The organism is Desulfovibrio desulfuricans DSM 642 (genome assembly GCF_000420465.1).
Classification (GTDB): Bacteria; Desulfobacterota; Desulfovibrionia; order Desulfovibrionales; family Desulfovibrionaceae; genus Desulfovibrio; species Desulfovibrio desulfuricans.
Genome location: NZ_ATUZ01000013.1, coordinates 540,374 through 554,422 on the forward strand (window position 1 = coordinate 540,374; position 14,049 = coordinate 554,422).

Here is a 14,049-nt window from a genome sequence, read left to right on the forward strand (position 1 = left end):
TGCCATAAGTGCAATTTTTGTTTGCTGGACAATTATTATTTTGCCCATGACACTGTGCATCGCCGCGTTGCACATGGTTTTTCCCGGTGCCATGAGCGCGGCCAATCGCCGGTACATCTGGCTTTATGGACGCTCTACGCTGTTTTTTTTGCGGCCCTGGCTGCCGGTGCGTATTCGCAACGCACATATGGCAGTGGAGTATCCTGGGTCGGTTGTTGTGTGCAACCATCAGTCTTTTTTGGATATTTACCTGCTTGCGGCGCAGGATCAGGCCAATGTGTGCCTGATAACCAAAAGCTGGCCCTTTCGCTTGCTCTTTTTCTTTGCGCCCACCATGCGCAGCGCGGAATATATCGATGCGCAGAGTCTGCCCGCAGAACAGGTCGAGGCTTTGTGCCTTGAACGTCTGCGTGATGGGGTTACTCTGGTGATTTTCCCCGAAGGCAGCCGTACCCGCACTGGTGCTCTGGGCAAGTTTAGGGCTGGCGCTTTCCACGTTGCTGTCAAGGCCGGTCGTCCCGTGCTCCCCTTGCTGATTCACAACAGCTTCCAGGTGTTTCCTCCTGGCGCCAAGGGCTTTCATCCTGCTACCATCCATATGGAGTTTCTTGATCCGGTATGGCCACAGGCCTTTGCCGGTGAACTTTTACCGCATCGCGCCATGATGCGGCATGTCAGAAATCTTTATGTAAAACATCTAACGAGTGTGACAGGAGAGTAACTGTAATGAAAAAATATCTTTTGCTTACGGTGCTGGTGATGACTCTTGCGGCCATTGGCTGCCGTTTTGGCCAGCCTGTGGGCACCTTTGCCTATGACTTCCCCGCTGCCGAAGCCAGCAAGAATATTTCTGAAAAAAAGATGCACGACGCCATCGTCAAAGCCTGCGCTGATACCGGCTGGCGCGTTTCTGAACCTTCCTCCAACACGATTGAAGCCACAATCATGGTGCGCAACAAGCACACTGTGGTGGTCTCCATCCCCTATACGGCCACGCATTACAGCATCAACTACAAGGCCAGCACCAACATGGAATACAAGGCCAAGAGCAACGGCACAGCCTCTATCCACCCCAATTACAACAAGTGGGTCGGCATTCTTGACCAGAACATCCGTCGGAATGTGGCGAGCAGTGAATACTGATTCGCAGCAGTCTCTTACGGCCATTGTGCCGCACCGTGCCCCCATGCTTCTTCTGAGCGGGCTTGAAAGTTTTAGCTCGGAAGAAGCGCGGGCAACGGCGGCAGTGCGGGAAGATAATCCCTTTCTGCGGCCTGACGGCAAACTTGAGCGCGTGGCCTATGCGGAAATCATGGCGCAGTGTTTTGCCGCCGGGGCCGGGGCCAGCCTGCTTGCAGCAGGCGGTGCCTGCGCGGGCTGGGGCTACCTTGCCGCCCTGCGCGATGTAACCGTGCATGCCGATGCGTGCGTGGGGCAGCGCCTGGACGTTCTAGTGCGCGTCTCGGCCAGACTTGGCGAAATTGCGGTTGTTGACGGCGAGGTGCATGCCGAGGGGCAGCTGCTGGCCACCGGGCAGTTCAAGATATTTATGCCGGAGGAAACGGCCTGATGCGTTCATCTGCGGGCCTGTTGTTCCTGGCTGGGTTTTTTATTGCTTTTACTGTGCTGCCCACTTATGCGGTTGCGCAGCAGCCGCCGCTTGCAAGCGCCGAGGCTCTGCTCGATGCTGCCGCACGGCAAAGTGCTGGCATTGCCAGCCTGAGCGCTGATTTTGTGCAGGAGAAATCCATGGCCGTATTGGCCCGCCCCATGACCTCGCAAGGTTATTTTTGCCTGCGCCGTGGTGCCCATGCGGGCAATGCCCAGGCGCGTGCAGCTAGTAAGGATGACAATGGCTTTCAACCCGCCGACAGCCTGCTTTGGGCGTATACTCGTCCTCTTGCCTCTGGCTTTATCTACAAGAATGGAAGGGGCGCATTGTGGGAAGGCTCGCCGGAAGCAACGCGCCCTGCCAATGAACGGGAATCCACGGTTATTACAGCCATTATCCGCAATATTCTGGACTGGATCAGCATTGATCCCGCTGCGTTGCGCGCCACCTACAGGCTTGAGCGCCCGCAGGCCGACAAAACCATGTTGCAACTGTATCCCCTCCGACAGTCTTTTTTTGCAAAGCTTGAAGTAACCTTTGCCGATGATCTCAAGAGTGTAAGCCAGTTGAGCTTTACGGAACGTAATGGCGATACTGTGCGCATTGTCTTTAAGCAAACACGGGTAAACGAGCCCATGCCAGCACCCTGCGCCCTGCTTGAGGCAGCGGGGAGCGGTGGTCAGTAGGCCTATGGGCAAGCCTTTTATTGTCAGGCTTCATTGCTGGGTACGCTCACACAAAATTCTGGGATTCAGCCTGGTTCTCTTGTGCTGGGCGGTTTTTGCCTTGTTGGCCGCCCGGATGCAGCCAGATTCCAGCAGCATGGCCTTTTTCCCTGACGATGCGCCGCAAGTGCGCCGCATGGCCAAAGCTCTGGATGTTTCCCCGGCTTCTGGTCTGCTGTTTATTGATCTTTCCACAGAGCGTCAGGGCAAAAAGTATGCGCTTGCAAGCGCTGCCGATGCCATCTTGGGCGATCTGCCGCCGGATATGGCCGAAAGGGTGGGGGCCGTGGGCATGCCCGATGCCCAGGCGCTCATGGCCCTGCTGCCGTATTTTATGGATGGTGCCACGTTGGACCAACTGCAACAGGCAACAGATGCCTCGCAGATTGATGCCGCCGTGCGCTCGGCTCATGACAATCTGAACAGCCTCCTTGCCGCTGGCCCGGCACAGGACTGGCTGCGGGCGGATCCACTGGGTTTGCGCAAGTATGTTCTTTCTCGCCTGCCGGCAGAGCATGCCGGGGCCATGCCCGACCCTGTGCTGGGCTATCCTGTGAGCGCGGACGGCAAACACCTGCTGCTGGTGCTGCGGCCAGCCCATTCCCTGCACGATGTCAGCGCCGCCGCTCGGTTGATGGACGCCATCCATGCCGCCATGCAGAAACACCTTGCGCCGGACATGCAGGGCCTTGTGGTGGGCGGGCACAGGCACAGCGCCGTCAATGCGCAGGTTATCCAGCGCGATGTGACCAATATCGTCTTTTTTTCCATGCTGGGATTTGTGCTGGTGTACGCCCTGCTGGTGCGCTCGCGCGGCGCGCTGTGGCTTATGCTGGTGCCTGCGTTTGCCGCCAGCTTTGCCCTGGGCGGTATGACTCTCCTCTCGCCAGCGCTCTCCGGGCTGGCCCTTGGTTTTGGCGCGTCCGTGCTTGGCGTGGCGGAAGACTACGCCGTGCATATGCACTTTGCCCTGCGCAGCGGCGACTCAACAGAGAAAGTACTGGAACATATTACGCCGCCGCTGTTTCAGGGGTATCTGGTCAATGCTTCCGGCTTTGCCGTATTGCTGCTTTCGGGCATTCCGGCGGTGCGCCAGCTGGCCCTGTTTGCCCTGCTGACCTTGAGCGCGGGCTTTGCGCTGGCCGTTGTTGTGCTCCCCGTGTGCCCCTGGTTCAATATGCCGCCCCTGCCTGTGCGCACGGAAAATACCGCGCCGCGTCAGCCAGTGCCCCTACGTGTCTTTGCGAGTGTTTTTGGACTTTTGCTGTTGTGCTACGCCTTGTTTTCCATTGTGCGCGTGGATGTTTCGCCCCGCACAATGGGGGCGGACATGGCGCAATTGCAGCAGGACGGCGAGAAGCTCAAGGCCATTTGGGGATCGCGCGACAGCAATATTCTTGTGGTTGAAGGCCCGACAACGGACGCAGCCCTTGCCAATGGCCGCGCCGTAACGCAGGCCCTGCGGGTTCTGGAACCGGAAAACAAGATCGGCACGCTTACCGATGTGTGGCCTTCGCCGGGGCAGGCTCAGGCCAACGTGCAGCGGTGGGAGGCCTTTGCAAAGGCGGAAGGGCCGCGTGTTCAGGCTCTTTTGGCCTCTGCCGCGCTGCGGTACGGATTCACCGCTGAAGCCTTTGCCCCCTTTGTGCAGCTGCTTGAACGCCCGGTGGCGGAATTTGACCCGTCAGTGTTGCGCGCCGCAGGCCTGGGTGAAATGGTAGACGTATTTTTGCATGCGCCGCAAGCTGATGACCATACGGCAAGGCTTTTGCTCTTTACCGGCAAAAAGGCGGATGTAAGCCGTCTGGAACCTGCCCTTGCCGCGCAAACCCTTGCGCTGGCACCCGGCGAGCTTGAAACAACGCTGTTGCAGCAGCTTGGTATGGAAAAGCGGCTTGTGCCGATGGCCTGGATGGCCTGTCTGGCGCTTCTGTTTTTATACTTTCGCGATGCGCGGCGAACCTTGCTTGCATCTTTGCCACCGTTGTGTTCCGTTGCATGTATACTTGCGTGGATGTCTATTACCAGCCACCCGCTGACATTGGCGGGCATGGCGGCAATGCCGCTGGTGCTGGGTCTTGCGGCAGATCACGGCATTGTGGTCACGCATGATCTTGTCAGCGGGGTGAAAATGGGAGTGGAGCGGGCCGTTGTTGTGTCTTCGCTCACCACATTCACGGGTATGGGCCTTCTGGCTCTTGCGCAGCACCCGGCCCTTAAAGCTATGGGTGAAGTTATTTTCTGGGGATTGATTGTGGAGGTTCCTGTGGCCTTGTGGCTTTTGCCCAGACTCTGCCGGACGCAAGGAAAACAGGCATGAATGCCCTGCGCTACCTAGGCTTGCTGCTGATTGTGGGCTTGCTTGCAGCTTGCGGCGCGCAAAAGCGCACAATGGTGTTGCCGCCGCTTCAGGCAGGCCAGCAGAGCGGTTCGCTGGTGGCGCAGTTTGGTGCGCGGCTGACTATTGCCGGGCAGAGCGCGCCTGTGCAGGGCGAGGTGCAAATGACTGAATCCGGCGGGAGTCTGGCGCTTATTCTGCCACATGGCAGAACTCTGGGCGTCTGCATGTACAGCCCGGATGTTGCGCCAGACAGTGGGCCAAAGGGCGCAACAAGTGCGCAGTCTGTAAAAATGCAATGCACCCCGGCGGAAGGTATGGGCAGGGAGGCCGCCAGCCTGCTTGTTCGCGCTGGTGTGGCCGTATACAGAATATTGCCTGCTCTCGGTCAGGATACGGCGCTGACGAACCTTGAGGGCAAAGGCTGGAAGGCTCGGTTCAGCCCGACAGCGGATGGCTTGAATGGCGTGTACAGTGAGCAGGACGGAATGACCATGGATATGTATTTTGTGGAGATTTCGCATTTATGAGCGTGATGCGTCGTGCCGTGCTGCATGCGGCCAGCCAGTTGGAACATTCGCCCGAGCAGGGCGCATGGCGGCAGAGCTTTTGTTTTGCGGCGGACAGTGCGGTGTTTGCCGGGCATTTCCCGGGGCATCCTGTGCTGCCCGCTGTCGTTCAGGTGCTCATGGTTCAGGTTGTACTTGAAGCAATGGGGCAATCCGCGGATCTGGCATGTGTGCCGCAGGCCAAATTTCTTGCGCCGCTTGGGCCGGATGTGGATATTTTGCTGACCCTGAGCAAGGGACGGCGTGAGGGGCGCTGGGAATGCACCCTGCATAGCGGCGAAACGCTGGCAGCCCGCATACAGGTGGAGGTGCCAGCCCTATGAGCCTGCACCGCGCTTCACGTCCCCGCCGCCGTAGCGCGCCGGAGGTGCCTTCTCTCTGCGTCAGCGTCCAGCGCACGGTGCGCTTTGAAGAGGTGGATGCCGTGCGCTTTATGTGGCACGGCCGCTATGCCAGCTGGCTTGAGGATGGCCGGGAGGCCATGGGCCGTGCCTATGGCATCAGCTATCTCGATTTTCGTGATAATGGCGTTGTGGTGCCGCTCAAGCTCTTTCATCTGGATTTTCACCATCCGCTACTCTACGGCCAGACATACACCATCCACGCCGAGCTGTTCTGGAATGAGGCCGCTGTGCTGGATTTTGAATACCGCATTGAAGACGCGGCAGGCCTTGTGACCACCACAGCCAGCACAACCCAGCTCATGCTTGACCTGAACGGCAACCTGCTCATGGAGCCGCCAGCCTTTTACCGCGAATTTTGCGCACTGTGGCGTCAGGGCAAGGTCGTATGCCGCCAGTAATTGCCGTGGTCATTCCGGTGTACAACCACCGTGAAGGCCTGCGCAATGTGGTGCAGCGGGCCCTGAACCAGTGCTGCACGATCATCGTGGTGGACGACGGCTCCACAGACGGCAGTGCTGACAGTCTGGAAGGCCTGCCCATCACGCTTGTGCGCCTGCCCCGCAACGGCGGCAAGGGCGCGGCCCTGCTGGCTGGCGCGGCTGAGGCCGCACGGCTTGGCGCAACGCACATGATTACGCTGGATGCCGACGGGCAGCACTACCCGGAGGATATCCCCCTTTTTTTGCAGGCCATTGCGCAGCACCCCGGCGCAATTATTGTGGGCTGCCGCGATTTCAACGTGCCGCACGTGCCTGGCTCGTCCCGTTTTGGTAGAGCATTTTCCGCATTCTGGATGCGTGTGCAGACAGGGGAGCGGGTGCGCGACATGCAGAGCGGCTTCCGCGCCTATCCCTTGCGTGTGCTGGACTGCCTGAAATTCACGGAACCGGGCTACGCCTTTGAGGTTGAAGTGCTGGTGCGCGCTGCATGGGCCGGATTTGACGTGCGCGAAATTGGCATTCGGGTGTATTATCCGCCGAGGGAAGAACGCGTTTCGCATTTCAAGGCGCTCAAGGACAATATCCGTATTTCTCTGCTGAACACGCGGCTGACTATCCGCGCCCTGGTGCCTGTGCCCTTTCGCCAGCACAGCGTGGACGGGCAGGGCCGCATTTCTCTGCTGCGCCCTATGGATTCCCTGCGCCGTCTGCTTGCGGACAGAGCCACGCCGTGGCAATTGGGGCGCTCGGCGGCTATTGCCATAGCTGTTTCCACACTGCCATTGCCGGGTTTACAGAGTATTCTGCTCCTGCTGTGCATTGGCTGGCTGCGGCTGAACAGGCTTTGCGCGCTGGCAATGATCCCGCTCACGTGGCCCCCATTTGTGCCGGGCCTTGGGGTTTTGCTTGGTTACAGGCTGCGCAATGGCAGCTGGCTGACGGAATTTTCTGTGCAGACCCTCGGCTATGAAGCTCCACAGCGCATACTCGACTGGTTTGTGGGCGCGCTTGTTTTTGCACCGCTGCTTGGCCTGCTGGCAGGGGCCGCAGTGGGCGCGCTGGCCTATCTTGCGGCGCGCGGCATGACGCGCATGCGGCAGGGGGGCGGCCTTGCAGACTAAACGCCCCATAACCGCCGTGCTTGGCTCCCGGCTTCAATACGGTTTTTTTGAGGTTCTGGTGCGCTGCCGGATGGTCTTTGCAGCGAGAATGGTACTGGCCTTTGTTGTATTGTATTATGCCATGCTGCCCCATGTGCGCCAGCGCTGTGCGGCCTATATTGACCGCCGCTTCCCCCGCGCCGGAGCCTGGAGCAGGTTTGTGCATGCCTACCGCCTGTATCTGAATTTCGGGCAGGTGCTGCTGGACAGGATGATTGCCGGGGTCATAGGGCGGTTTCCTTTTTGCGAAACTGACCAGCATGTGCGGCAGCGATTTGCCGAGGCAGGGGCCAACCCGCATGGCTGCATTGTGCTGACGGCGCACATTGGCGCGTGGCAGGTGGGCATTGCGGGGCTGGAGCAGTTTGACCGCCCGGTGAACGTGGTGCAGTTGTACAATCCCGAGGATCAGGGCAAACACTACTTCCAGCACGGCAGGGGCAGGCCGTTCAAGATCATTGATTCGGCGGACCCTGTGGGTTCTATGGTCGAGGCTACGGCAGCGCTTCGGCGCGGCGAAGTTGTCTGCCTTATGGGCGACCGGATGCACGGCACACGTCAGGCCGGGCAGGGCGTTGAGGTGGCGTTTATGGGGGGGAGCATCCGCGTTCCTACCAGCGCCTACGCGCTTGCCTCCATCACGGGGGCGGAACTGCTCATGCTCTTTACCGTGCGTGAAAAAGGCGTCACCAGAGTTTTTATGGCTGAGCGGCTGGCGGTGCCCGCTGGTTTGCCGCGCCGCGATATTTCTGTTTTTCAGCCGTATGCGCAACAGTTTGCCGCAGCAATGGAAACCGTTGTGGAACGGCACCCGTACCAGTTCTTTAATTTTTACGATATGTGGTCGCAATGATGACAAAAAACGAAATGGAATCCGCCCTGAAAACGGCAATTATTGATGGTCTGCGCCTCGAAGACGTTACCGTGGAAGACATTGATTCCTCGGCCCCGCTGTTTGGGGATACTGGCCTGATGCTGGACTCGCTGGACGCGGTGGAACTTGTGGTCGTGGTTGAAAAGCATTTTGGCGTAGCCATTGCTGATGCCGAGGAAGCCCGCAAGGCCTTTACCTCAGTGAGCGGCCTTGCAGACTTTATCTGCGCCCGCAAAGCGCAGGCGTGAGAAAAGCAATGCAGCACGGCCCTGGCGTTGTTGTAACAGGCATGGCCTGCCTGTGCGGGGCGGGTGACAGCCCGACTGCGGTTCTGGATGGCCTGCAAAGCGGGCGGGGCGGGCTTGTTTCGGCTAGTGTGCTGGACAGCCGGGCCTTGCCGTATCCGTTTTTCGGGCTTGCTGAAAAGCACTTTCCCGGAGGGCGCAAGCACTCCGCGCAGGATACCCTCACGCTCGCAAGGGCCGCGTGCCGTAGCGCGCTGGCTGAGGCCGCACTGCCCCAGCATCTGTTGCGTGAGGCGGGCATTGTGCTTGGCACAACCGCCGGGAGCGCGTCGCATTTTCTGGAGTCTTACGCCGCCAGCCGTGGAACCACGCCAGAGCAGGCTGCTGCATCGGCACCGCCTGTATGCTCCTGCGCGCAAGGGGCTGACCGCGACGATTACTTCAGCGCCAATCTTGCGCTGGAGATGGACGTGGAGGCACACGGCCCGCGCCTGACCGTCACCGATGCCTGCACATCCGGCGCGGATGCCATTGGTCTGGCACTGGATCTCATCACCACAGGCCAGTGCCAGTGCGTGCTGTGCGGCGGTGCCGATGCCCTGAGCCTCGTACCGCATACGGGCTTTGCGCGGCTGATGATATATTCCGACCAGCCGTGCCACCCCTTTGACCGCGACCGCAAAGGCCTGAACCTTGGTGAAGGCGCAGCCGCGCTTGTTCTGGAAAGCGCCGAGCATGCCCGCGAGCGCAATGCCGCCGTGCTCGGGCATGTGCTGGGCTACGGCAACGCCTCTGACGCGCACCATTTTACCGCGCCGCATCCGGAAGGGCGGGGGCTGGCATTCGCCATAGGCTCGGCTCTGGAACAGGCTGGCCTCACAGCGGCGGATATGGCCTTTGTGAACGCGCATGGCACGTCTACCCGTGAGAACGACAAGGTTGAAGGGCGGCTTTTGCGCACCCTGTTGCCGGGGGTGCCCGTATGGGCCAGCAAGGGCGGCACGGGGCACACCCTCGGGGCCGCTGGCGCGCTGGAAGCCGTGCTGACTCTCGCGGCCCTGCGCAACGGCACGGTTCCGGCCTCGCCGGGGTTTTTCAATATTGACCCTGAAATAGGTTTTGCGCCCACGCAGAGCGCCCTTGCGGCATCGTCGCCATTTGCGCTTTCAACCTCGCTGGGTTTTGGCGGCGGCAATGCCGCTCTGGTTCTGGGGAGGGTAAAGCCGTGAGCAGTGCAGCGCTTTCTGTGGCGGGAACCGGGCTTGTGCACAGCATCGGCGGCAAGGATGCCCTTGCTGCCATACAGCACGGGCAAGCGCCTGCCATATCTGCCCCCGATATTTCTTCACTCGCGGCATTGTTGCCGGGCGTGTCGCTGCGCCGTATTCCCCGGTATGCGCGTATGGCGCTTCTGGCATGCGTGCAGGCTCTGGATGAGGCGGGCTGGCGACAAAAAGACGTCCTGCACCGTACCGCTCTTGTTTTTGGCACGGCCTACAGCAGCTCGCAAATGAGCATGGATTTTATGGATTCCATACTGGATAACGGGCCGCATCTTTCCTCGCCAACGGCCTTTTCGCATGCCGTCAACAATATGGGCGCAGGCCTGCTCAGCCTGATGCTTGGCATTGAGGGACCGTGTTTTACCATTTCGCAGTTTGAGCTTTCTTTCGCCGGTGCTGTGAGCACTGCGGCAGCCCTGCTGGGTGCGGGCCGGGCCGAGAGGGTGCTGCTGTGTGCGGTGGACGAAACCGACAGCCGTTTTTCCCGCTGCTGCCCGGAATGTTTAAGCAGCAAACACCCCCAGACGGAAGGGGCCGTTGCCCTGTGTCTGGTCAGGCAAGCTGCGGGTGCGCCCTCGTTGCAAGTGCGGTGGGGGCAACAGCCGGAGGCGGACGGCCCCGTCTTTGCCTCTGGTGCCGCATCCGGGCCGGGCTGGACAAATCATGAATATCTGTACGGTCATGGGCCGCTGGCGCAGGCTCTGGATGTGATGCTGGCCCTGAACATGCCGCAGACGGCCAGGGCCGAAGCTGTTAACTGCGTCTGCGCTGCTGCTGCAAGCGGCAGACAGGCATTAATCGAAGTGCGGGGTGCGTAATGGAGTCCTGGCCGCTTGAGCGGATTGCAATTCTTGATTTCAGGGCTGTTACGGCGATTGTGCAATCCGTGGCGCAGGCAGAGTTGAGCCAGCGCAATCCGCTGAGCTTTGAGGCGCGCGCGCCGCACGAGTTTGCATCCATGCGGTGGGAATCGCTTGGGCTTGATACCACTGCGCTGGAAAATATGGCGCAGCGTTGCAATGCCATGTTTCATACCACTGCGGCAGCGCCCGAGGTTGGCGGGCTGTGCGGCGATTTTTCGCAACAGGTTTTGCAGCAGTGGGAAAACAGCGACCGCTCGCTCACGTTTTTTACTTCCGGCTCAACAGGCAAGCCCAAGCCCTGCACGCATAAGGAAAGCCATATCCGGCAGGAAGTGACCAGTCTGGCCCCCATTGTCGCGGACAGAACCTCGGCGCTGATCACCGTCCCCATGCATCACATGTACGGCTTTACGTTTGGTTTGCTGCTGCCCCTGAGCCTCGGGGTGCCCATCCGTAGCGTGCCGCCCCTGCCAACAATGGTTGAGGCGCAAATGCGCCCCGGTGATCTTGTTATCAGCATACCGCTGTTGTTGTCGCGCCTTGTGGATATGCGTGGATGGCAGGCCTCCAGCTCGGAGGCGGGGCAGGGGATTACCCTGCTGACTGGCACTTCGCCCACGCCGCCCGAGGTGATGTATGCGCTGGAGCGGCAGGGCTTTCGCGTAATGGAATTTTTTGGCTCGTCAGAGATGGGTGTGGTTTGCGGCCGCTTTGAGCCGGAAGCCGATTATGAACTGCTGCCGCATGTGGCGCGGGGAGAAGGGGAGCACGGCAACGCGCTGGTGCGCTGCTTGCCAGATGGCGTGGTGCAGCACTACCCGCTGATGGATAATGTAACCTGGACAGGCCAGCGACACTTGCGACCGGGCGCGCGCATCGACAAAGCCGTGCAGGTGGGCGGCATCAATGTGTTTCCCCAGTATGTGGCCTCGGTCATCGAGCGCCACGAAGGGGTAAAGCAGTGCCTTGTGCGGCTGATGCGGCAGGACGAGGGATACAGACTCAAAGCCTTTGTGGTGCCGCATCAGGGCTATGACGGGCCAGCCCTGCACAAGGAGCTGATTCTGCATGCCCGCCGTGAACTTAGCGATGTGCAACGCCCCGGTGCCTATACCTTTGGCCCGGATATCCCCCGTGGCCCGCTTGGCAAGCCGATGGATTGGTAGGGGAATCTGAGAGAAAAATACTTTTCTGCACGCGGATAAATTATCCAAATTTTGCAGTTAGAAAACCTTCAAATAATCCACGAATATCTTGATCTCCTGGGCTGTAATGGCCGCTGGAACTACTACTGGTACTCTCGTTCCGATAGAAACTAGAGGCGATATTATTTAAATCTGTATAGTTAATAATATCTAAAGCATCTTGATTACTAATCGGGGTAACGAGTTCAGAAGTTTCATTTATAATAAGAGATGCAAGTGCGTCTTTGTCAATTGAATAGGATTCATCGATTTCTTCATCGTAGACAGAACTTTCATCTTCTGTAAAATTTTCTATATTTTCAGTAGCAAATTCTTCTATTTTTTCATATTTCCATAGGTCGAGAAGGTGTCCATAAAATTTTTCATTAATATCATTAGAATGAAAATCTAGTGGATATTCTAATAATAGTGATGATAATGTTTCTAATTCATTGTATTCAATTTCACAATCTAGAATCGCTATGAATAGGTTGTAAACATCCATTTTACTGCAAGAAGGATAACACAATGAAAGCATTTTTGAACAGAATTCTAATATCTCGCATGTAATATTTTTTAAAGTTGCAATGAACTTGCATGCATCATTGATTGAAAAATGACCATATATAGATATGAATGTTTCAGAATCTAACAAATTTCCAAGTCGAATGTATTTGATATCGGAACATAGGTCATTCTTGTTGACTTTAGAGCAAATTAATTTAGCAACATTTTCTGATATGTCTTGGTGGTGAAATGTTGCTTTTTCAAGAAAATCAATTCCATCATCGTTTTCATAAAGTGAAATAATGTCTGCAATATGACTGTAATTTTTAGAATACTGTGAAATAATAAAGTCTGATATAGAGGGGTTAAATAGTGAGAAAGTAATTTCTTCTTTATTTAATTTTATTATAATAGTTTTTTTAACGAAAGAACGAATGAGTATTGATATAATAAAGTCAAATTCTTTAGAAATGTTTGAATTGTTGAGAATGAGGTTTTTCTTCTGAAAATTGTAATAAGCTTCTCTTAAGGGCTGTTCTTTTATGTTTCCATTGCTGAAAACAATTAGATCAACAATGACACGTGCAGAGTTGTCTAATTGCACAGAATATGGATGCTTCCATATTTCTTCAGGATTGTTGAGTGATTTGTTGATAAAATCTAAATATAAATTGGAGTTTTCTAAGTCGACATGGTCACTTGAAGTAATAAATTCAAGTAATCTTGGATTATAATTTCTGTGCAATATTATTTTTAAATAGTTTTCATCTTCAATGATATATTTTAAGAAATCAATACTTAAATCACTTTTCCATAAAAAACTGTAAAATATTCTCGCCTTATCAATATTGCTGTATTCTGAAATATTAATCAGATATTCTCTTTTCTTGATTTTCCCATTGGAAAATGATGGGCCAACGAGATATCCTTGGTCCAATATTGCAGTTCGTGACGTTAGAATGAATTTTTTGTTGTTAGCTTTAGAAATTATATTGATAAATTGCATGATTTTTGAGTCTTCATTGGTACGAAGTGTCTCAATATAGTTTTTTCCAAGAAAGTCATCAAAGTAAAATACCTGTTTTTCATCATTTGCAAGCGATGAGAAGCCTTCTTCGATATCACTTGTTATTACATATGGACTATAGCCATCGTTAATTATTTCAAGGCAAAGTTGTTCTGCCAAAGTTGTCTTCCCAACTCCTGGGTCACCTGTTATGACGAGAACGTTATTTTCTGTAATCTTTTCTTTAGCTTGGAAATGAGTGTTTGTCTTTACATAGTCAGCGCTCTTTCGCTTGGCTTCTGAAATAAAATGTTGGCTAATATTGGTATTTTTTGTGTTTAAAAAATGTATTAAAGCTGTAGAGCTAGGAATCCATAATTTATTGTAATTTTTTTCTACATCTGGAAATCTTCGTAAAAGGGAGTTAATATCATCTTTTCCGAAAATATCAGTAGATTTCTTTATAAAAGGACTAAATCCATTTTGAATTTTTTCTTTTTCATATGGTGACAAGGGAACAGATGTGACAAGAATATATTTTTTAATAGGGATTTTGAAAATTTTTGGAAGTTCAACCTTGATTAAGTCGGATAAAAGCTTGCTGAATCCTGATGTTGCATAATGCTTGCTTTGAATTATTATTGGCAGGTCTTCTTCATAGCAAAAAAAACGTCCATCAATGCCCATATCTTTACCAAGTTTAAACATTTCTATATGGGTATTAAAGAGCCTACTAAGCAGATCGTTTGCTAGAGTCTGAAATTCATTAGGATTTAAATTAGAAAAATCGTACTGGTTCATTTTATTGTAGCTCTTATATTATTGCTATAGATTTGATT

Annotated in this window: 15 protein-coding genes; 14 read left to right on the forward strand and 1 reads right to left on the reverse strand. The window is 55.0% G+C overall.

What is annotated here, in order from left to right:
- The first annotated feature begins 73 nt into the window (after window positions 1–73).
- The 14 genes from G449_RS0107990 to G449_RS16530 all read left to right on the forward strand — a co-directional run bounded on the left by G449_RS0107990 (window position 74) and on the right by G449_RS16530 (window position 11,679).
- Complete coding sequence (locus G449_RS0107990) at window positions 74–721, forward strand: lysophospholipid acyltransferase family protein (RefSeq protein WP_159060453.1); 648 nt, start codon at window positions 74–76, stop codon at window positions 719–721.
- Window positions 722–726: 5 nt separating this feature from the next.
- Window positions 727–1,143, forward strand: coding sequence for a hypothetical protein (locus tag G449_RS16515; RefSeq protein WP_022658788.1), 417 nt, complete (start codon window positions 727–729; stop codon window positions 1,141–1,143).
- A complete protein-coding gene (locus G449_RS0108000) occupies window positions 1,133–1,570 on the forward strand; it encodes a hotdog family protein (protein WP_022658789.1) in 438 nt (145 codons plus the stop codon). Before G449_RS16515 ends, G449_RS0108000 begins: the two co-directional genes overlap by 11 nt.
- On the forward strand, window positions 1,570–2,298 hold the full coding sequence (locus G449_RS0108005) for an outer membrane lipoprotein carrier protein LolA (RefSeq protein WP_022658790.1): 729 nt from the start codon (window positions 1,570–1,572) through the stop codon (window positions 2,296–2,298). The genes G449_RS0108000 and G449_RS0108005 overlap by 1 nt, the downstream gene beginning before the upstream one ends.
- A gap of 115 nt (window positions 2,299–2,413) precedes the next feature.
- Window positions 2,414–4,657 (forward strand): MMPL family transporter, encoded by a 2,244-nt coding sequence (locus tag G449_RS0108010; protein ID WP_159060454.1) that lies wholly within the window; start codon window positions 2,414–2,416, stop codon window positions 4,655–4,657.
- Window positions 4,654–5,205, forward strand: coding sequence for a hypothetical protein (locus tag G449_RS0108015; RefSeq protein WP_022658792.1), 552 nt, complete (start codon window positions 4,654–4,656; stop codon window positions 5,203–5,205). Before G449_RS0108010 ends, G449_RS0108015 begins: the two co-directional genes overlap by 4 nt.
- Entirely contained in the window at window positions 5,202–5,567 is a 366-nt protein-coding gene (locus G449_RS16520) for an ApeI family dehydratase (RefSeq protein ID WP_022658793.1), read from the forward strand. The genes G449_RS0108015 and G449_RS16520 overlap by 4 nt, the downstream gene beginning before the upstream one ends.
- Window positions 5,564–6,046 carry an acyl-CoA thioesterase gene (locus G449_RS0108025; RefSeq protein ID WP_022658794.1) on the forward strand — a complete coding sequence of 161 codons (483 nt, stop codon included), beginning with the start codon at window positions 5,564–5,566 and terminating at the stop codon, window positions 6,044–6,046. Before G449_RS16520 ends, G449_RS0108025 begins: the two co-directional genes overlap by 4 nt.
- The gene (locus G449_RS0108030) at window positions 6,034–7,209 is read left to right on the forward strand and encodes a DUF2062 domain-containing protein (RefSeq protein ID WP_022658795.1); all 1,176 of its coding nucleotides are present in this window, start codon (window positions 6,034–6,036) and stop codon (window positions 7,207–7,209) included. The genes G449_RS0108025 and G449_RS0108030 overlap by 13 nt, the downstream gene beginning before the upstream one ends.
- A complete protein-coding gene (locus tag G449_RS0108035) occupies window positions 7,199–8,101 on the forward strand; it encodes a lysophospholipid acyltransferase family protein (RefSeq protein WP_022658796.1) in 903 nt (300 codons plus the stop codon). The genes G449_RS0108030 and G449_RS0108035 overlap by 11 nt, the downstream gene beginning before the upstream one ends.
- Complete coding sequence (locus G449_RS0108040) at window positions 8,098–8,370, forward strand: phosphopantetheine-binding protein (protein WP_027180816.1); 273 nt, start codon at window positions 8,098–8,100, stop codon at window positions 8,368–8,370. Before G449_RS0108035 ends, G449_RS0108040 begins: the two co-directional genes overlap by 4 nt.
- Before the next feature lie 8 nt (window positions 8,371–8,378).
- Window positions 8,379–9,596 carry a beta-ketoacyl-[acyl-carrier-protein] synthase family protein gene (locus G449_RS0108045; RefSeq protein ID WP_022658798.1) on the forward strand — a complete coding sequence of 406 codons (1,218 nt, stop codon included), beginning with the start codon at window positions 8,379–8,381 and terminating at the stop codon, window positions 9,594–9,596.
- Window positions 9,593–10,468 carry a beta-ketoacyl synthase chain length factor gene (locus G449_RS17785; RefSeq protein ID WP_022658799.1) on the forward strand — a complete coding sequence of 292 codons (876 nt, stop codon included), beginning with the start codon at window positions 9,593–9,595 and terminating at the stop codon, window positions 10,466–10,468. Before G449_RS0108045 ends, G449_RS17785 begins: the two co-directional genes overlap by 4 nt.
- The gene (locus tag G449_RS16530; RefSeq protein ID WP_022658800.1) at window positions 10,468–11,679 is read left to right on the forward strand and encodes an AMP-binding protein; all 1,212 of its coding nucleotides are present in this window, start codon (window positions 10,468–10,470) and stop codon (window positions 11,677–11,679) included. The genes G449_RS17785 and G449_RS16530 overlap by 1 nt, the downstream gene beginning before the upstream one ends.
- Before the next feature lie 40 nt (window positions 11,680–11,719).
- Here the strand turns inward: G449_RS16530 and G449_RS0108060 are convergent, their stop codons facing one another.
- Window positions 11,720–14,011 (reverse strand): nSTAND3 domain-containing NTPase, encoded by a 2,292-nt coding sequence (locus tag G449_RS0108060; RefSeq protein ID WP_022658801.1) that lies wholly within the window; start codon window positions 14,009–14,011, stop codon window positions 11,720–11,722.
- Between the last annotated feature and the right edge of the window lie 38 nt (window positions 14,012–14,049).